Consider the following 18,470-nt stretch of genomic DNA (forward strand, 5'->3'; position numbering starts at 1 on the left):
TCAGCCGCCCTGCAGCATCGCCGTAAGCCGTTTGGAAAGCTGGGCGATACCGGGTTCCATGCCGAAGTCGGAGCGCAGCCTCTCCAGCGCTGCCCCGGCCATCTCTGCCAGCTTTTGCGGATGGCGGGCTGCGTAGAGCAGCGTTTCGGCCAGCGCCTCGGGGCTGTCTTCGCTCAGCAGACCGTGCGTGCCGTGCGTGATGAATTCCGGAATAGCGGAGACCGGGGTCGACAGGATCGGCAGGGTTTGCGAGGCAGCTTCCATCAGCACGTTTGGCAGCCCGTCGCGGTCGCCGTCCGCAGCGACCCGGCTCGGCAGCACAAACAGGTCGGAGCTGCGCATCGCCTCGATCACCTCGGGCTGGTCGCAGGCCCCGCGCCAGGTGACGCGGTGGTCGATACCTGCATCCTCCGCCATCCCTTGCAGAAGGTCGCCCAAGCCACCGCCGCCGATGTGGGTCCAGTGCCAGTCAAGGCCTGCAGGCAGCAGCGCCAGCGCGGCGATCAGGCGGTCGAACCCCTTCTTTTCTACCAGGCGGCCAACCGACATGAAGCGGATCGGATCCTGCGGCTGCCGGGCCTTGCGCTCCGGCGGGGCGGGGAAGCGCGACAGGTCGAGCCCGTGATAGACCAGATCAACCCGGTCCGGTGTATCGGCCAGCTCTTGAAGGTGCTTGGCGCCGAAGCCGGTGCAGGTGGCGCCGAAGGTTGCGCCGTGGTGGGCGGCAGAGAGTTTTTCCTGAAGCTCCCAGTCCGGCGAGGTCCAGATGTCCTTTGCGTGCGCCGAAAAGCTCCACGGCAGCCCGCGCATTATCGCGGCATAGCGCGCGACGGAGGAGGGCGTGTGCAGGAAATGCGCGTAGAGGCCTAGTACCTCGTCCGGCATTTCGGCGGCCAGCACGCAGGCCTGGCCAAAGCGGCGGATGCGGTTGGGGGTCAGGTCGCGGCGCAGATCGGCGCGCCAGATGCGGTAGGCCTCACCGTAGCCGGGCAGGGCCTGCGCAGCGGTCCGGGCGCGCCAGACACGTTCCGGCTCCTGGTACAGGTATTCGGGCAGGTAGTTCACGCGGGCCTGCAGCCGCGCGTGCAGCGGGTGGCGCTTTATGTCGGTCGGGTGACGCAGGGACCAGATCTCGAACGTGTGGCCGACCGCTTCCAGGGCGACGAGTTCCTGGGCGATGAAGGTCTCGGACAGCCGCGGCCAGCCTTTGACCACCACCGCGAGGGGCGGGCGGGACGTGCTCATTCGGCAGCCTCCCGGCGCGTGTCCTGCAACAGGGCAGAGACGCGGCGTGTCACGTAGTCCAGCCCGTCCAAAAGACCCTCGGACCCCGCGGCCGAAGGCGGCGGCTGGGTCGCCAGCGCACGGATCGCCTTGGCCAGCGCCGGGGCCGTCCACCCGTCGCGTGTCTCGTCCAGCATTGTGGTGAGACCGATTTCTTCTGCGCGGCTGGCGCGGATCCATTGCTCCAGACGCGGGGTGGTCCGCGGCACGATCACCGCAGGTTTGTCAAAGGACAGCACCTCGCAGAAGGTGTTGTAACCGCCCATGCAAACCACACCCTGGGCGCCGGCAAACAGCGTTTCGATCTGAGATTCAAAGCCGACAGCGGTGACGCGGCCATCCAGCCGGGCAACGCGCTCCTCGAAATCCTCGCGGGTTTCGCCGGAAAGGAAAGGACCGTAGACAAGCACTGCGCGAGGGGACAATTCCGGGTCGGCTTCATAGGCCGACAGCACCAGATCCACCATCATTTCGCCATCGCCGCCGCCGCCGGGGGTGACCAGCAGATAGGGCTGCTCTGGCGGCTCCCCCACCTGGCCAAGGTCGCGGCGCAGGTAGCCGGTCCAATGCATCCGTCCCTGCATCTCCGGCGTGAAGGGCAGCCCGGCGGTCGGGTCATAGACAGACCGCGGCCCGTAGACCCAGATTTCGTCATAGAAATCACGGGTCGCCTCAACGGCGTGCTTGCGCTCCCATTCGGCGGCCAGCACCTCCGGCTCGTCCAGAACATCGCGCAGGCCCAGCACCATCTTGCAGCGGCCCTTGGACTTCAGCAGCTCCAGCGCCGGCATCAGCTCGCCGCGGAATCCGGTCGGCTCCTTGTCAGCCACCAGCACATCCGGTTCGTACTGTTCCACAGTGGAGCGGATCAGGGCGGCGCGCAGATCAGCCGTTTCCTCGATGCTCATGCCCATGGTGCGCGAGGCATAGGAGCCATCGGCGCGTTTGATCACACCGGGCAGGCGCACATGGTCGACCCGGGTCGGGAAGGAAAACCGCCCCGCCACTGGCGAGCCAGTGAGGATCAGCGCCGAGGCGTCCGGGTTCGCCGCGGTGATCGCCCCAGCAAGCGCCCGCGAGCGGCGCAGATGCCCCAGCCCGAAGGTGTCATGGCTGTAGAACATGATCCGCGGTCCGCGTGCGCCGGCTTCCGCTGCTGTCTCATGAGTGCCTGTTGCCATCATAGGATTGCCTGATAGGGGGTCCGGGCCGCGCCGGGCAAGGAGGTGGTTCCGGCGGTGCCACAGGCACGCCGGCCAATGCTGCCGCTCGTCCCCGGGCGCATGCTGTTGTGCTCCGCCATCGTCCGCCTCAGATTGCGCGCACCGCAACCGGATAGGGCGGGGGCGCGGTCAGTATTTGCCTTTGCAGCTGCTTGTCCTGGCAGGGTTTTGCAGGGGCCGGACACAGCTGACCGCCCTGTGGGCGGATATCCGGTTTTGTATAGCCCGGACACCTAGCGCATGCAATCATGCGCCACGGTTGGATAATGCACAGCAAATTGCGCGCGCGCCATTTGCGCAACGCTCTTGCGCGTGGTTAGTTTGATACAAGTTTCCAAAAGGATAGGCGGCCATGCTGCAAATGTTTTTCCGGTTCCTTCTGTGCCTGCTGCTCAGTTTCAGTCTGGCGCCTCACGCTGGCGCGCAGGAAAGTGAAACGGCACCGGCGGATGCGCTCTCCAAAGCGATCGAACAGGCGGCCGAAAGCGGTGTCAGCGTGGTTGTGGTCGACAGCAGCGGGCAGCTGCTGAATGCGCCGCCGGCGGCAGAGCGGGACGCCGGTCATCCGGCTGCTGACGTGATGGAACAGCCTTCGGCACTGATGAAGGCGCAATCCAGGGTCGCCGCCTTCCGGGCGGAGCTGAACAGCCGGCTTGAGGCATTGCCTTACTCGATCTTCGAAATGCAATACATCCTGCGTCAGACCAGCCCCGACGGGCGCATCTTTACCTATGTCGAGGTAATGGGCTGGAGCGTGCTGTTCCTGCTGATCGGCCGCTGGCTGTCGACGGAGATTTACGGCAAGCGGTTTGCCAAACGGTTCGTGGTCGCGCGGATTTAGGACCAGCCCAAAGGCTATCAGGAAAAGATGCCCTTCCTGGTCTTCCGGTTTCTGATGGGGATTGGCGCTACGCTTTTTGCGATGGTATTCGCGGCGCTGATTTCCTACCTGATTTTCGGAGCTTCCGGCGATCCGTCCATCGAATTCACCGTAACGGCTGTTTATACCGCCTTTTTCCTGGCGCGCACGGTGTCTGACTTGTGGCGGATGGTATTGTCGCCGTTTCTGGCCCAGTACCGGATCCCCGTGTTTTCCGACCGGGATGCAAAGCGGCTCTATATCTGGGCGTCGGTGCTGGCGACCTATGACATTTCCTCGACACTGTTTGCCACTTGGGTCGGGGACTTCGGCCTTAACTACAATGTCTATGCGCTGGTCTACGGGGTTCTGGCCCTGGTCGGGACGCTGGGCAACCTGCTGATGGTTCTGGTCAACCGCCGGGCAATTTCAAACGCCATTCGCGCAGGGCGGGCGCCCGAAGAGTGTTCCTGGCTGGTGCGTGTCCTCGCCGTCGCCTGGGCGCCGGTGCTGATGGTCTACATGGCGTTCGGCTGGCTCAAGCTGGCCTTTGACCTGGTTCTGGAACAAGACATTTCGATCCCGCTGATGGCGGGCAGCTATTTCGTTCTCACCACGATCCTGGTGGTCTACGGCGCGATCAATTACGGCATTGAGCGCTATTTCAGCCGTGCCCGTCTGGTGCAGGCCGAGGCGGTGGAGACGGAGGAAATTGCAGCGGAAGCCGGGGACGCGGAACTCGTCCCACCGGCTGCCGAGGCGCCTGACACGGCTGAGAGCATTCCTGAGGACTCCGGGCCGCCAGCTGCCGGGGTGTTGAATGCACGAGCTGCAGACGTCCCGCTGGACGCCGAATTTCCGGAGCCGGAAGACGAAGGCGACGAAGAGGAAATCGCGCCGCGGTCCAAGCACCCGATCGCCACTTATGAGGACCTTTCCCGCCGGGTTGCAGGCATCCTCGCCTTTGTGGTCGGGGCCTATTCGCTGGTGATCGTCTGGAACCCCGACGCCAGCTGGATCGATTCCACCGCCGCCGAACGGGCGGTTGATGTCACGGTGATCCTGTTCATCGGTTATATCGTCTATCACCTGTTCCGGATCTGGATCGACAGCAAGATCGACGAGGAGGCCGGGGACGTTGTCGAGGCAGAGCTGGGCGACGAAGGCGGCGCGGGTGGCGCCAGCCGGCTGGCAACGCTGCTGCCGCTGTTCCGTGGGGCGATCCTCGCGGTGGTTCTGGTGTCGATCGTGCTGATTGTTCTGCTGGAGCTGGGCATCAACGTCAGCCCGCTGTTCGCCGGTGCCGGTGTGGTTGGCCTGGCGGTGGGCTTCGGCTCGCAGGCGCTGGTCAGGGACATCTTTTCCGGCGCCTTTTTCCTGATCGACGATGCCTTCCGGAAAGGCGAATATATTGACATAGGCGATGTGAAGGGAACGGTGGAAAAAATCTCGGTCCGCTCCTTCCAGTTGCGCCACCACTTGGGCGCGCTGCACACCATTCCCTTTGGCGAGATCAAGGTTCTGACCAATTATTCCCGCGACTGGGTGATGATGAAGCTGCCGCTGCGCGTGACCTACGACACCGATGTGGAAAAGGTCCGCAAGCTGATCAAGAAACTCGGCCAAAGCCTGATGGATGACCCGGTGGTCGGCCATACGTTCATTCAGCCGCTGAAGTCCCAGGGCGTGATCGAGATGCAGGACTCGGCAATGATCATCCGGGTGAAATTCATGACCAAGCCGGGAGATCAGTGGATCGTCCGCAAGCGGGTGTATCAGGAAATCCGCGAGCTGTTTGCGCGCGAGGGCATCAAGTTCGCGCACCGCGAGGTCACCGTCCGGCTGGCACCCGACCAGGAGGAGGAAATGACGCCCAAGCAAAAGGAGGCCGCGGTAGGCGCGGTGCAGGCGGCCATCGACGAAGATATGCTCGATGAAATGGGCGGACCCGGCGGCGACGACCGCTGAGGCCGCGGCCGGGGCTCTCCCGCCCCCGCGCCGGACCGCTGGCGCGCTCCGCTTGGGGTTGGGCGTGGCGCCGCGCTGCCGCGCGGCGCAGCGCGCGCCGTTGCATCCGGTTATTCGGGCCAGCAGGCCGCATCGCTGCCGCACCGGGCAGCGGGCAGGGTCCAGCGGATCGGGGCCGCGCCAACCCGGAGCGGCGGTTCCAGACGGCGGCCAGGCCCCCAGCCGCTGCGCTCGGTCTCCGTGGCATAATCACTGTCCGCCGGGGCGGTCAGGTCCGGGCCTTCAGCAGATTTTGGCAGTCCGGCAAGAAGCTCAGCCGTGCGCGCGAGAGAAAGATGCGCTGAGGGAACCTCCGCTCCCCGGGCCGCTGCGGTGAGTGCTGAAAGCACCGAGGCAGCCACCAGATAGCCGGTGGCGTGGTCCAGTGCTTGTACCGGAAGCGGGGTCGGCTTGTCCGATCCGGCCCAAGCACGGCCGGCATCCGCTATACCGGCGCTCATCTGCACCAGACTGTCGAAGCCGCGGCGGCCCGCCCAGGGACCGGTCCACCCGTAGGCATCCAGCGTTACCTCCACCGCGTTGGGAGCAATTTCGCGGCGGATGTCCGCACTGTAGCCCAGCGCATCCAGTGCGCCGGGGCGGTAGCCGTGCACCAGCACGTCCGCCTGCGCCAGAAGAGTCTCGAAAACCAGCCGGTCTTCACCTTTGGTGAGATCCAGCGCGGCCATGCGCTTGCCAAGGGAAATGTCGGTGATCACCCCTGGCTCATCCCAGCCGGGCGGGTCGATGCGCAGCACATCGGCGCCGAATCCGGCCAGCGTGCGGGTGGAGACCGGCCCGGCAAGAACCCGCGTGAGGTCGAGCACACGCAGCCCCGCCAGCGGGCGCGTGGCCGTTGCCTGCGGCCTGTCCCGCAAGCGGACGGCGCAGGGAGAAGTCCAATGGACCAGCGGTTCCGCCGCGACGGCGCGGCCTTGCGGATGCGCCAGCCACTCCGCGCGGCCACGCATGGCCGCAGCCACACCGCCTTCGGCCACGATTTCACTCTCCAGCCTGTCCGCCTGCCAAGCGCGCACCGCGGCGGCGACGGCGCTGCGCTCACCCTTACAGCCAAGCACCCGCAGCGCGGCCTGCCGGTGGTGCGGCAGGTTGGTGTGCAGGCGGATCCAGCCGTCCTGCGTTTCATACACGCCAGCGATTGCATCCCAGAGGCTGGGGAGCTTCCAGCCCTCGGGGCGGAAGCTGTAGCTGAACCAGAGCGACGCCAGCCGCTGATCTACAGTGACCTCCGGGGTTGAGGGCGCGAGGTTCAGCGCCTCGATCAGCCGGGCAAGCTCCAGGCCCACGGCGGCAATCGTGGTTTTGGCCAGCTCCGTCACCGCAAAGGCGCTGCGCCATTGGCCTGTGCCGGTGAGGCGGTAGGCGCCCGCAGCAGGCAGGGCGGCAAGCAGCGTCATTGCTGATAGGGATCCAGGCTGTCGCGCAGACCGTCGCCGAGGAAGTTGAAGGCGAGCACGACAATCACAATCGGCAGCATCGGAACGGCCAGCCAGGGATAGATCTCGACCGCGGTCAGGTTCTGCGCGTCATTCAGCATCACCCCCCAGCTGACCGCAGGCGCGCGCAGGCCCAGGCCAAGGAATGAGAGCGCGGTTTCGCCCAGGATCATCGCCGGGATAGACAGGGTGGCCGAGGCAATCAGGTGCGACATGAAGTTCGGCAGCAGGTGTTTGCGGATCACCCGCCCGGACGAGGCGCCCATCATCTCGGCTGCGCGGACGTATTCCTCTTCCCGCAGGGACAGGAACTTGGAGCGCACCGAACGGGCCAGCCCGGGCCAGTCAAGAATGCCGAGGATAATCGAGATAATGAAGAACACCGCAACAGGCGACCAGTTCGACGGCACCGCGGCAGACAGCGCCAGCCACAGGGGCAGCTCCGGCAGTGACCGCAGAATCTCGATCACCCGGTTCACCATCCAGTCGATCCGGCCGCCGAAATAGCCGGCAACGCTGCCAAAGAAGATGCCGAGCACAAAGGAGACCGTGATCCCGATCAGGCCCACCGTCAGAGACAGTTGCGCCCCGTAGGAGACGCGGCTGAAGATGTCGCGGCCCAGGCGGTCGGACCCCAGGATGAAGATCGTCGCGTCCTCGCTGGCACAGAACAGGTGGCGGTTGCTTTCGATGAAACCAGCCAGATTATAGGTGCTGCCTTCGCAGAAAAACGACAGTTTGAGGGGACGCGAGGTATCTGGCTTGAACTCCCATTGAAAGGTTTCGAGGTTTGCCTCGGATGTCATTGGATAAACGAACGGTCCGACGAATTCACCCTCGTGAAACAGCTTGATGGATTGCGGCGGCGAATAAAGATGCTCTGAAAACCGCTGATTGGGGCCGTAAGGCGCAATGAAGCCGGCAAACGGGATCAGGCCGTAGGCTATCAGGAGGAAGATGCCTGAGATCAGTCCCAGCTTGTGTGTCTTGAACTTGCGCCAGACCAGCAGCCAGTTGGGGGCGTCCAGGTCCTTGCGCTCCAGCTCCAGCAAAGAGGCCTGCGGGTCGAAGGGTTCGTCGTCGACGTAACGTCCGTCAGGCAGCTGGGTCATGCGTCGCGCCCCTCGTAGCGGATTCTGGGATCAAGCAGCACCAGCAGCACGTCGGAGATCATGGTGCCGATCAGGGTGAGCAGGGCGACGAACATCAGCACGAAGCCCGAGAGGAACATGTCCTGGGTCTTGAGTGCAGTCAGCAGGGTCGGGCCGATTGTTTGCAGCCCCAGCACCACCGACACCAGCACCGAGCCGGAAATCATCGCGGGCAGCAGGTTGCCGATATCGGCGACAAAGGGGTTGAACGCGACCCGCAGCGGGTATTTCGCCAGCATGCGGGAGGGCGCCATGCCCTTGGCGATGGCGGTTTCCACATATGGCTTGCCCAGTTCATCCAGCATGTTGGCGCGCAGCCGCTGCATCATTGCGGAGGCGCCGGCGGTGCCGATCACAAAGGTCGGCACGATCAGGTGGACAAGGATGGACTTCACCTTCTCCCAGTTCATCGGCGCGCCTTCGAATTCGGGCGCCATCAGTCCGCCGATCGGCAGGTCGAACCAGCGGTGGCCGTAGTAGAACAGGATCAGCGCCAGCAGGAAGTTCGGCGTCGCCAGCCCCAGGTAGCCGACAAAAGCGGTGGTGTAGTCGACCCAAGTACGGGCGCGGGCGGCGGCCAGAACCCCCAGCGGCAGCGCCACGGCGTAGACAAACACCACCGCAGCCAGGTTCACCAGGACGGTCAGCCACAGGCTGTCGCCGACGATATCAGCCACCGGGCTGTCGAACTCGAAGGACCAGCCGAAGTTGCCCTGGATCATGCCGGAAAACCCGTGCGGTCCGGGCATGAAGCCCATCCAGATCATGTATTGCTGCCACAACGGCTTATCGAGCGCATATTCCTTGCGCAGGAACTCCGCCTTGGCGACACCCGCGGACTGGCCGGTGGCTTGCAGCTCTGCGATCTGGTTCGACAGATAGTCGCCGGGCGGCAGGTTGATGATGGCAAAGATCAGCACCGACACCACCAGCAGCGTGAGCAGCATGGTGCCAAAGCGGTAAATGGCGTATCGCAGGATTTCCATCAGCCCTCGCCATCCACGAAAAAGAACTCATCCGGATGGTAGACCCCGAAATGCGCCCCCGGATCCCAGGCCCAGATCGCCTTTTCCGGCACATTGCGCAGGCGGTTGCTGACCACGACGGGCTGCGGGGCGGCGGCCACCACGCCGATGGCGTAGACCTGGTCCGCGTGAATCTTCAGCATCTCGCGCCAGGCTGCTGCGCGTTCCTGCTCGGTGGTGGCCATATTCCAGTCCTGCAGCAGTTCCATCAGCCGCTGGGCAGGGGCCATGTCCGGCGGCTCACCTGCGTCGCCGCCGGTCTGGTAGTACTGGCCCCACTTCGGCCAGGACAGGAACACCTGATCGGTAGGTGCCAGATAGGCGGGCGAGGTATAGGCCTGCGGCAGCCCGTTGTCCCAGCCGAACCAGGCGGAGGACATAGTTGTACCGGAAAACACCCGGTTGCGCAGGATGTCGCGGTCCAGCGGCCGCATCACCAGTTTCACACCGACATCGCGCCAGTCGTCGGTGATGATCTGCAGCGCGTTCTCCACCTCTTCACGCTCGCCCGCGGTTTCCACCACCAGCTCCATCCGCCGCCCGTCAGGCAGGTAACGAATGCCGTAGCCGTCCTTGACGGTAAGGCCCGCCTCGTCCAGCAGCTGGTTGGCCAGTTCCGGGTCGAAGTCCGCCCAGGCTTCGCGCAGGGCGGGATCGAAGAATTCGCTTTGCTCCAGTACGGTCATGGCGCCGGGCTTGGCCAAATTGAAATAGAGCGCCCGGTTGATGGCGCGCCGGTTGATGGCCAGCGACAGCGCCCTGCGAACACGCACATCGCGCAGGATTTCGCGCCAGACCGGGTCATTCACGTTGAGATTCGGATAGATGGCAATCTGCGACGCAGCGCCCGAGCCCCAAAGATAGGTCTTGTAGTTGCGGCCGTCCTTTTCGCCCTTGCGCAGGATCGGAATGTCGCGGAAGCCGAGGCCGCGGGCCTGAAGGTCCGTCTCGCCCGCATTCGACTTGGCCGCCACCAGCCCGGCAGTGACGATCTCCATTTCCACCGTGTCGATATAGGGCAGCTGCACACCGCGGCTGTCGATCCGGTGATAGTAGGGGTTGCGCACGAACTGGTGGCGGATCTTCTTGCCGGGCGAAGCGTTGATCCAGGGCTGCAATGTCGGAAGCTCGTGGTTATCGAACTTGTACATATTGTCGTATTTGTTGTGCAGCGCCGCCCAGCTTTTGACGCGGGCATAATCGACTTCCTCCGCCAGAACCTCCGGGTCGGCATAATCGGCATGGAATTGCTTCAGGTAGTTTGCCGGCCGGTAGATGAAGGGCGGGCGGGCCTGCGCCAGCAGGTGCAGGAAGCCCGGATTAGGCGCGTCCCACTCGTAAATGACGGTGCTCTCGTCCGGAAAGCTCACCCGAGGCAGCTTGCCCAGCACCCGCATGAAATCTGGCGGCCCGGCCGGGCTCAGCAATTCGTTGTTTGCGACGTCTTCCCACCAGTACCGGAAATCGGCCGAGGTAAAAGGTTCGCCGCTGGACCAGCGGTGCCCGGGGCGCAGTTTCAGAGTGAAACGGCGGTTGTTCTCATTCTCGAAGCTCAGCAGGATGTCCGGCTGCAGCTGGTAATTCTCGTCATACCCGGCCAGCCGCGCGTAGCCGTAGACTACCATCTGGCGGATGTCCTTGGAGCGGGTGACCATGGTGTTCAGGGTGCCGCCCTGCACGCCGAATTGACGGCCCTTGGCCGCCAGGTCCACAACAAGCGGCACCTCGGGGATGCGTTTGTCGGCAGGCGGCATGTAACCGGCTTTGACTTCCGAACTCCAGAAGGCGCTCTCCTGCACCTCGGGGCCGGCCAGTGCGCTGAGCGGTGCCAGGCAGAGCGCGGCGGCGAGGAGGGGTTTCAGGGCATCAAACATGGCAGCGTACCTTGTGGCCGTGTTCCAGATGGAGCATGTTCACCAGCGGCGGCGCTTCGGCGCCGTCGAAGCGGAACTCCTCTGGCCAGCATTCCGGTGCTCCCGCGCCCTGGGCCACCAGTTTCAGGTCGATAGGCCGGTCGATATCAGGCTCCGGCTGGGCGGCGATCAGCGCCTTGGTGTAAGGGTGCTGGGGATTATAGAACAGGGTTTCAGGCGGCGCCTGCTCAACGATCAGTCCCCGCCGCATCACAGCGACTTCATCTGCAATCCGGGCGACCACCGCCAGGTCATGGCTGATGAACAGGTAAGACAGTTTTTGCCGTTCCCGGATCTCTTCCAGCAGCCGAAGGATCTGTTCCTGCACCGAGACATCCAGCGCCGAGGTCGGCTCGTCGCAGACGATCAGCGCCGGGTCCAGCATCAGCGCGCGGGCGATGGACAGGCGCTGGCGCTGGCCGCCGGAAAATGCGTGCGGGTAACGCTTCAGCATGTCCGGCGACAGGCCGACCAGGCGCAGCATTTCCGCCGCCTTGTCGCGGCGCTCGGCGCGGCTGCCGATGCGGTGGATGTCCAGCGGCTCCACCAGCGTGTCCTGAATGCGCATGCGCGGCGACAGCGAGGAATAGGGGTCCTGAAACACCATCTGCGCCTGCCGCTGAAAGGCAGTTCGCGCTGCGCGGTCCATGTTGTGAACGGTCACCGGCGGTTCTCCGGCCGCCGGGCGGAACAGTACCTCGCCGCCCGGATCGGGCAGTTCTGCCCCCAGCGCAATCCGCGCCGCGGTGGTCTTGCCGGAGCCGCTTTCTCCGACGATCGCCAGTGTTTCGCCGCGGCTCACCCGCAGATCGATTTCGCGGCAGGCATGGATCAGAGTTGGCGCCTGCCAGCCTTTACCAGCCCTCAGCGTGTAGGTCTTGGAGACCGATCTCATCTCCATGATCAAGTCTTCGCGCGAGGGCGGGATGGCGACAACGGCTTCATCCGGGATGCCGGGTGCGGCTTTGAACAACGCCTGAGTATAGGGATGGGCAGGCGCGCGGAGCATCGGCTCGGCCCCGCCGGATTCCATTACCCGGCCCTTGTGCATCACCACCACTTGCTCGGCCATGTTGGCGACCACGCCCAAGTCATGAGTCACCAGGATCATCGCCATGCCGGTTTCGCGCTGCAGATCCTTCATCAGCCCCAGCACCTGCGCCTGGGTGGTCACATCCAGCGCAGTTGTCGGTTCGTCGGCGATCAGAAGCTGCGGTTTTGCCACCATCGCCATTGCGATCATCGCCCGCTGACGCATACCCCCGGACAGTTCAAACGGATAGGAGCGGTAGGTCCGTTCGGGTTCCGGGAAGCCGACCCGTTCAAAGCACTCCAGTACAATTTCGCGGGCTTCCCGCTCGCTTTTACGGCCATGCAGCCACAGAACCTCGGACACCTGATTGCCGATCCGGTGCAAAGGGGACAGGGATCGCATGGGCTCCTGAAAGATCATTGACACAGTGTTGCCGCGCACGTCGCGCATCCGGCGTTCTTCCAGCGTGGCCAAATCCAGCTGGTCCTTTCCGGTATCCAGCATGATACGCCCGGAGCGCAGCTGCGCCACTTTCGGCAGGATGCGCAGAACCGCACGGCAGGAGATCGTCTTGCCCGACCCGCTTTCCCCGACCAGGGCCAGCGTTTCGCCTGGCCTGACAGCAAAGCTCACGTCCTTGACGACGGAATTGTCCTTGTTGAAGCCGATGCTGAGGTTTTCGACGGATAGCAGCGGGCGCATTCAAATGTGTCCGCCCGGCTGGTTCAAGGCGTGCATGAGATCGTGTGTTCCCCTGTTTTTTGGCCTCACCTTCGCGCGCCGGGGGCGGTTTAGTCAAACCCCATTTGGCCAGAGGCCCGCGATGAAAGGGAAATTTTACCGGCAATGGCACAGCACAGCCTGGTGCCGCGGGGGCTATCCGCCCAAATTTGTGCCGGTTTCGTGACAGTTCCGCGTACTGGAAGCCGGGCGATAACGTTTGTCTGCCAGCACCTTCAGGTGCGATACGGGCCGGAAGTGCAGGGCCTGTGGCCTGCAAGCCACTTGGCCTCCGCATCTGTCGCCGGCTTGTGGCATTGCCATGTTGGCGCTCGCAGCCCGCCCGGCCTAAGATGATCAGGATGCGAATGATCCAAAGGGCCGCACATGGCGCAGAAACCTGTTCTTCACCGCGACGATCCCAAGGCGGAGCCGCTGATCGGCAATATCAAGGTCACCCGCAATGACTGGCTGAATGTGGCGATGGATGTGCTGATCTCGGACGGGGTGGAGCAGGTCAAGGTGCTGGCGCTGGCAGAGCGGATGCAGGTCTCCCGGTCATCGTTTTACTGGTACTTCAAGTCGCGCCAGGATCTGCTGGATGCGCTGCTCAAGACATGGGAGCAGACCAACACCGCGGGTATGGTGCGTCAGGCAGAAGCGCCGGCCAAAACAATCACCGGGGCGGTGCTGAACGTGTTCCACTGCATCACCAACCCCACCCTGTTCAACACGGCGCTGGATTTCGCCGTACGCGACTGGTCGCGCCGCTCCGGCAAGGTGCGCAGCCTGCTGGACCGCTCGGACCGCCGTCGCGTCGAAGCCTTGACCGGCATGTTCGAGCGCTACGGCTACCCGGAGCGAGAGGCGGTGACCCGCGCCAAGGTGCTTTATTATATGCAGCTTGGCTATGACATGGCTGATCCCAACGAAAGCCACGCTCACCGGCTGGAGGTGACGCCGGAATACCTCAAGGTGTTCACCGGGCGCGAACCGCTGCCGGAGGAAATGGAGGCTTTTACCGAGTTCACCCGCCAGCACTGGGACGTGTAACGCGCCGGCCCGGCACGGCTGGCGGCGAAGGTTACAGGCTGCTGAGCGTTTCCTCGGCCTGTGCGCGGACGTCCTTGGCAGCTTGCAGGCGGACCGGGCCGTAGCCGCGGATTTCCATCGGTGCTTTCAGCAGTTTCAGGCTGGCTTCGCGCTTGTCCGCAGCATAGCGGCTGGCGACAGCGTCCAGCACGCCTTCATACCACGCCAGCAGATCGCGGTGCAGCCGGGCTTCCTCGTGATAGCCGAAGATGTTGAAGGCCGAGCCGCGTAGCGTCTTGCCCTTGGCCAAGAGGTTCATCGCCGGACGCAGCCAGGCGCCGAAGGCCCGTTTCACCGGACGCCCCCGCGCATCCCGCTTCCAGTTCATCAGCGGCGGGGCAAGGTGGTATTTGACAGAGAAATCGCCCTCGAATTCCTCCTCCAGCTGATGCCGGAATCCGTCGCTGGTCAGCAGCCGGGCGACCTCATACTCGTCCTTATAAGCCATCAGTTTGAACAACGACCGGGCGGCGGCGGCGGTCAGCTCTTCCTGCGCGTCGCGGGGCAGGGCGTCGCGGAACCGGTTCAGGGCCGCGGTATAGCGGCTGGCATAGGCCATGTTCTGATAGCCGGTGAGGAAGGTGGCGCGGCGTTCGATCAGCTCGTCCAGCGTCTCCTCTTTCTCCGGTGCCTCCTCATAGTGGCTGGCAACCAGGTCCGGGTCCACCGCCATTGCGCGGCCGATTGCGAAGGCGAGGCGGTTCTTGTCGATCGCGACGCCGTTTAGTTCAATCGCCTGGTCCAGCGCGCCGGCGCTGACCGGCACCAGTCCCTTTTGCCAGGCAAAGCCCAGCATCATGACGTTGGCCAGCACCGCATCGCCCAGCATCTTCTCCGCCGCCTCGTTGGCGTTGAAGCCAGAAAGGTTTTGCGGGCCGACAGCCTCGGCGATGGTCTTCTCGCGAACGCCTGCCATCAGGTCGGCATCGCGGCGCAGTACCAAGTCGCCGGTGGGCATCTCTGCCCGGTTCAGCACCACCTTGGTGCCGGCCCGGTAATGGACCGAGGCCTTGGGTGCCGAGCTGACCACCACATCGCAGCCGATCACGGCATCCGCGCCGGCCTGATCAATCCGCACCTGGTTCAAGGTCTCCGGAGCGGTGGACAGCCGGATGTAGCTCAGCACCGTGCCGAACTTTTGGGCAAAGCCGGTGAAATCCAGCACGCTCGCACCCTTGCCCTCCAAATGCGCCGCCATGGTGATCAGCGCGCCCACGGTTACAACTCCGGTGCCGCCAACCCCGGTGACCAGCAGGTCGAACGGTTCCGCGAGCGATGGCAGTTCGGGCGCGGGCAGCTTCGCCGTCAGCGCGGCCGTATCCAGCCCGGCGATCTTCTTTTTGCGACGGGTTGCGCCCTCCACAGTAACGAAGGACGGGCAGAAGCCGTTCAGGCAGGAAAAGTCCTTGTTGCAGGTCGACAAATTGATCTTGCGCTTGCGGCCAAAGGGCGTCTCCTTCGGCTCAACGCTCAGGCAGTTGGATTCCACCGAGCAATCGCCGCAGCCCTCGCAGACCAGATCGTTAATGAAGGCAAAGCGTTTCGGGTCCTCCATCTTGCCGCGCTTGCGGCGGCGGCGCTTCTCGGTGGCGCAGGTTTGTTCGTAGATCAGCACGGTCACGCCGGGGATCTCCCGCAGCTCCCGCTGAACCGTGTCCAGCGCGCTGCGGTCGTGGAACGTGGTTCCCGCCGGGAAATCGCCGTGTCTGAACTTGCCGATATTGTCCGACACCAGGGCAATCCGCTCCACTCCTTCGGCGCGGCAGGTCTGGGCGATGCCATGCACCGACACGGGCCCGTCCACGGGCTGGCCGCCAGTCATCGCCACCGCGTCATTGTAAAGGATCTTGTAGGTGATGTTGGTGCCGGCCGCGACCGCTTGACGGATCGCGAGGCTGCCGGAGTGGTACCAGGTGCCCTCGCCCAGGTTCTGGAACACATGCTTGTTGCCATTGAACTGCGACGCCACGGTCCAGGGCACACCTTCGCCGCCCATCTGGGCATAACCGGCGGTTTCACGGTCCATCCAGCTGGCCATAACGTGGCAGCCGATGCCGGAAAACGCCTTGGACCCCTCGGGCAGCTTGGTCGAGGTGTTGTGCGGGCAGCCGGAGCAGAAATAGGGGGTGCGGGTAGCGCCGGGCACGTTCAGCACCTTCGGCGGCTCCGCAGTCAGCGCCGCCGCCTTGGCGGGCAGGTTTTCCTCCGGGAAGAACTTGTCCAGCCGCGCCGCGACGATGGGCGCCAGCAGAAGCGGGCTCAGCTCGCCGGTCCAGGGGATCAGCGGGTTGCCTTCGCTGTCGTATTTGCCGACCATCTTCTCCGGCTTGTTGCCGGGCCAGTCATAGAAGTTTTCCTTGAACTGGCTCTCGATGATGCCGCGTTTCTCTTCGACAACCAAGACTTCCTGCTTGCCCTTCACGAACTTCAGCGCATCGGTCCGGTCCAATGGCCAGACCATGCCAACCTTGTAGATGTCGATTTTCAGGCGGCGGCAGGCGGTCTCATCCAGCCCCAGAAGCCGCAGCGCTTCCATCAGGTCCAGATGCCCCTTGCCGGTGGAAACAAAGCCGAAGCGGGGGTCCTTGATGTCATAGATCCGCTTGTCGATCGGGTTTGCCTCGGCAAAGGCCCGCACGGCGTCCAGCTTGGCGTGAATGCGGGTCTCGATTTCAGGCGAGGGCAGGTCGGCGCGGCGGATATGCAGCCCGCCGGGGTAGTCCGGCAGCTCAGGGTAGAAGAACTCGCGGTCCGGCCGCAGTTCGACCGAGCGCGCGCTTTCCACTGTTTCCGACACTGCCTTAAAGCCGACCCAGGTGCCAGAGTACCGGGACAGTGCAAACCCGTATTCGCCAAAGGTCAGGTATTCCGAAACATCTGCCGGGTTCAGCACCGGCATGAACCAGGACATGAAGGCCACATCGGACTGATGCGGCATCGAGGAGCTGACACAGCCGTGGTCGTCGCCGGCCACGACCAGCACACCGCCCTTGGGCGACGACCCGTATGCGTTCCCATGCTTCAGCGCGTCGCCGGAACGGTCGACACCCGGCCCCTTGCCGTACCACATCGAAAACACGCCTTCGACCTCGCAGTGCGGATCGAGCACCGCCTGCTGCGCCCCCAGAACTGCGGTGGCACCCAGGTCCTCGTTCACGGCGGGCATGAACTTGATCCGGTTCTCCTGCATTCGCGTCTTGGCGCGCCAGAATTCCAGGTCCACCCCGCCCAGCGGCGATCCGCGGTAACCCGACACAAAGCCGGCGGTGTTCAGTCCCGCTTCGCGGTCGCGGCGGGCCTGGTCCAGCATTACCCGGGCCAGCGCCTGGGTGCCGGTCAGGAACACCCGGCCCTTGGTCATGTCATATCGGTCGTCCAGCTTGTAGCTGCGGAAATCGTGGCTCAGCTTGGTCATCGCAGGGGAAGTCCTTGCACGGATTCTATGGATCGCGGAAAGATAATCCCCTCAGGCTGGAAAAAATTGCCAGACTTGCTGGTTTTGCGCAGATTTATGGGTATATTGACCTATAGTGGGCATAGTCACGGAAAATCTCACCGGAAAATGAAGCTTGATCGACGCGACCGCCGCATCCTGACCCTGCTGCAGGAGGATTCCCGCATTTCCAATGCCGACCTGGCAGAGGCTGTGGGCATGTCGCCGTCTGCCCTCTGGCGCCGGGTCCGGGTTCTGGAAGAGGCAGGCATTATCGAGCGCTACGGCGCGGTGGTGAATGCGCCTGCCATGGGGCTGGGGTTTCAGGCCATTGTGCATGTCCATCTGACGCGTCATGACCCGGACAAGCTGGTGGAATTCATCCGCGCGGTGGAAACCAGCCCGCTGGTTCAGGAATGCTACGCCACCACCGGCCAGGCGGACTACCATCTGCGGGTGCTGGCCCCGGATCTGGACGCCTACAACCGGTTTCTCGAGGATTTCCTGTTCCGCCTGCCAGCGGTTGCCAGCGCCCAGACCAACGTGGTGCTGCGCACAATCAAGCGGGACAAGCCGGTGGTGCCCTGAACACCACCCCAGCCGGGGCGGGACCGGCGTATCTGGAAAAAAACTGAAACCGCGAGTCGGGCCTTTCATCTTTCCGGAAAATACTCCGGGGGTCTGGGGGTCGGCCCCCAGCGGTCCGCCGCAGTCACATCGCGGCGTATTTCACCCAGGCCCAGGCCATCGCAATATAGGTTAGCTGATGCAGCGCCTGGTCCGAGCCCATCGCCTGCCAGAACATCGCCTGCTGCGGGTTCAGCTTGCGCCGCTCGGAGAACCGGGCCTTGCCGAAGTCGATGTGGAAGTGCACCACCCATTCCAGCACTCCCAGCACCAGAATGAACATCACCGGCGCACCGGACAGTAAGAAGACGATGGCCGAGCCGATCACATGAACTCCGGCATGCTGGGCGCGCCCCATGTGCACATAGGCGCAGCGGCCGGACAACATCTTCGGTGTTTGCAGAAAGAAGTCGGCAAACAGGTGTTTGACCTGCAAAGCGCAGAGCAGCAGCAGAACAGATCCGACATAATCCGGCAAACCGAATGACCTCCAGCATGTGTACCTCGCTGGAACCTTACGGATTTTTTGCCGCCTGGCAAATGCCGCGCCCGCAAGGTGCCGCAACGGGACGAAGCGGGTTTCTGCCCATTGCCTGTGCCCGGTAAACCGCGCTACCCATAAGAAAGTCTAATTCCGAAGCCGCCA

11 protein-coding genes and 1 pseudogene are annotated in these 18,470 nt (G+C 63.8%); 3 read left to right on the top strand and 9 right to left on the bottom strand.

Annotated elements, in window-relative coordinates; translation table 11 throughout:
* Both ACXAED_RS11335 and ACXAED_RS11340 read right to left on the bottom strand, forming a co-directional pair.
* Complete coding sequence (locus tag ACXAED_RS11335; RefSeq protein ID WP_475049751.1) at positions 1-1,245, bottom strand: glycosyltransferase; 1,245 nt, start codon at positions 1,243-1,245, stop codon at positions 1-3.
* Positions 1,242-2,465, bottom strand: a complete 1,224-nt coding sequence (locus ACXAED_RS11340; RefSeq protein ID WP_475049753.1) for a glycosyltransferase family protein — start codon at positions 2,463-2,465, stop codon at positions 1,242-1,244. The genes ACXAED_RS11335 and ACXAED_RS11340 overlap by 4 nt, the downstream gene beginning before the upstream one ends.
* Positions 2,466-2,859: 394 nt before the next feature.
* On the opposite strand from ACXAED_RS11340, the pseudogene ACXAED_RS11345 reads away from it, so the two are divergent.
* Positions 2,860-5,334 (top strand): annotated as a pseudogene (locus ACXAED_RS11345) (mechanosensitive ion channel family protein).
* A gap of 110 nt (positions 5,335-5,444) precedes the next feature.
* On the opposite strand, the gene ACXAED_RS11350 reads toward ACXAED_RS11345, so the two are convergent.
* The 5 genes from ACXAED_RS11350 to ACXAED_RS11370 are packed head-to-tail and all read right to left on the bottom strand — an operon-like array spanning position 5,445 to position 12,654.
* Positions 5,445-6,791 (bottom strand): CoA transferase, encoded by a 1,347-nt coding sequence (locus ACXAED_RS11350; RefSeq protein ID WP_475049754.1) that lies wholly within the window; start codon positions 6,789-6,791, stop codon positions 5,445-5,447.
* A complete protein-coding gene (locus ACXAED_RS11355) occupies positions 6,788-7,942 on the bottom strand; it encodes an ABC transporter permease (protein WP_475049755.1) in 1,155 nt (384 codons plus the stop codon). The genes ACXAED_RS11350 and ACXAED_RS11355 overlap by 4 nt, the downstream gene beginning before the upstream one ends.
* The gene (locus tag ACXAED_RS11360; RefSeq protein ID WP_475049756.1) at positions 7,939-8,967 is read right to left on the bottom strand and encodes an ABC transporter permease; all 1,029 of its coding nucleotides are present in this window, start codon (positions 8,965-8,967) and stop codon (positions 7,939-7,941) included. The genes ACXAED_RS11355 and ACXAED_RS11360 overlap by 4 nt, the downstream gene beginning before the upstream one ends.
* The gene (locus ACXAED_RS11365; protein ID WP_475049757.1) at positions 8,967-10,880 is read right to left on the bottom strand and encodes an ABC transporter substrate-binding protein; all 1,914 of its coding nucleotides are present in this window, start codon (positions 10,878-10,880) and stop codon (positions 8,967-8,969) included. The genes ACXAED_RS11360 and ACXAED_RS11365 overlap by 1 nt, the downstream gene beginning before the upstream one ends.
* On the bottom strand, positions 10,873-12,654 hold the full coding sequence (locus tag ACXAED_RS11370; RefSeq protein ID WP_475049758.1) for an ABC transporter ATP-binding protein: 1,782 nt from the start codon (positions 12,652-12,654) through the stop codon (positions 10,873-10,875). The genes ACXAED_RS11365 and ACXAED_RS11370 overlap by 8 nt, the downstream gene beginning before the upstream one ends.
* A 405-nt stretch (positions 12,655-13,059) precedes the next feature.
* On the opposite strand from ACXAED_RS11370, the gene ACXAED_RS11375 reads away from it, so the two are divergent.
* The gene (locus ACXAED_RS11375) at positions 13,060-13,725 is read left to right on the top strand and encodes a TetR/AcrR family transcriptional regulator (protein ID WP_475049759.1); all 666 of its coding nucleotides are present in this window, start codon (positions 13,060-13,062) and stop codon (positions 13,723-13,725) included.
* Positions 13,726-13,756: 31 nt separating this feature from the next.
* Here ACXAED_RS11375 and ACXAED_RS11380 read toward each other — a convergent pair whose 3' ends face one another.
* Positions 13,757-17,179: an indolepyruvate ferredoxin oxidoreductase family protein gene (locus ACXAED_RS11380; RefSeq protein WP_475049761.1), complete on the bottom strand. Its 3,423-nt coding sequence runs from the start codon at positions 17,177-17,179 to the stop codon at positions 13,757-13,759.
* A gap of 147 nt (positions 17,180-17,326) precedes the next feature.
* Here ACXAED_RS11380 and ACXAED_RS11385 point away from each other — a divergent pair, with 147 nt between their 5' ends.
* Positions 17,327-17,785, top strand: coding sequence for an Lrp/AsnC family transcriptional regulator (locus ACXAED_RS11385; protein WP_475049763.1), 459 nt, complete (start codon positions 17,327-17,329; stop codon positions 17,783-17,785).
* Positions 17,786-17,909: 124 nt separating this feature from the next.
* Here the strand turns inward: ACXAED_RS11385 and ACXAED_RS11390 are convergent, their stop codons facing one another.
* On the bottom strand, positions 17,910-18,302 hold the full coding sequence (locus ACXAED_RS11390; RefSeq protein ID WP_475049764.1) for a DUF3307 domain-containing protein: 393 nt from the start codon (positions 18,300-18,302) through the stop codon (positions 17,910-17,912).
* Positions 18,303-18,470 lie beyond the last annotated feature (168 nt).

Source organism: Leisingera sp. ABM4_103 (assembly GCF_056158685.1).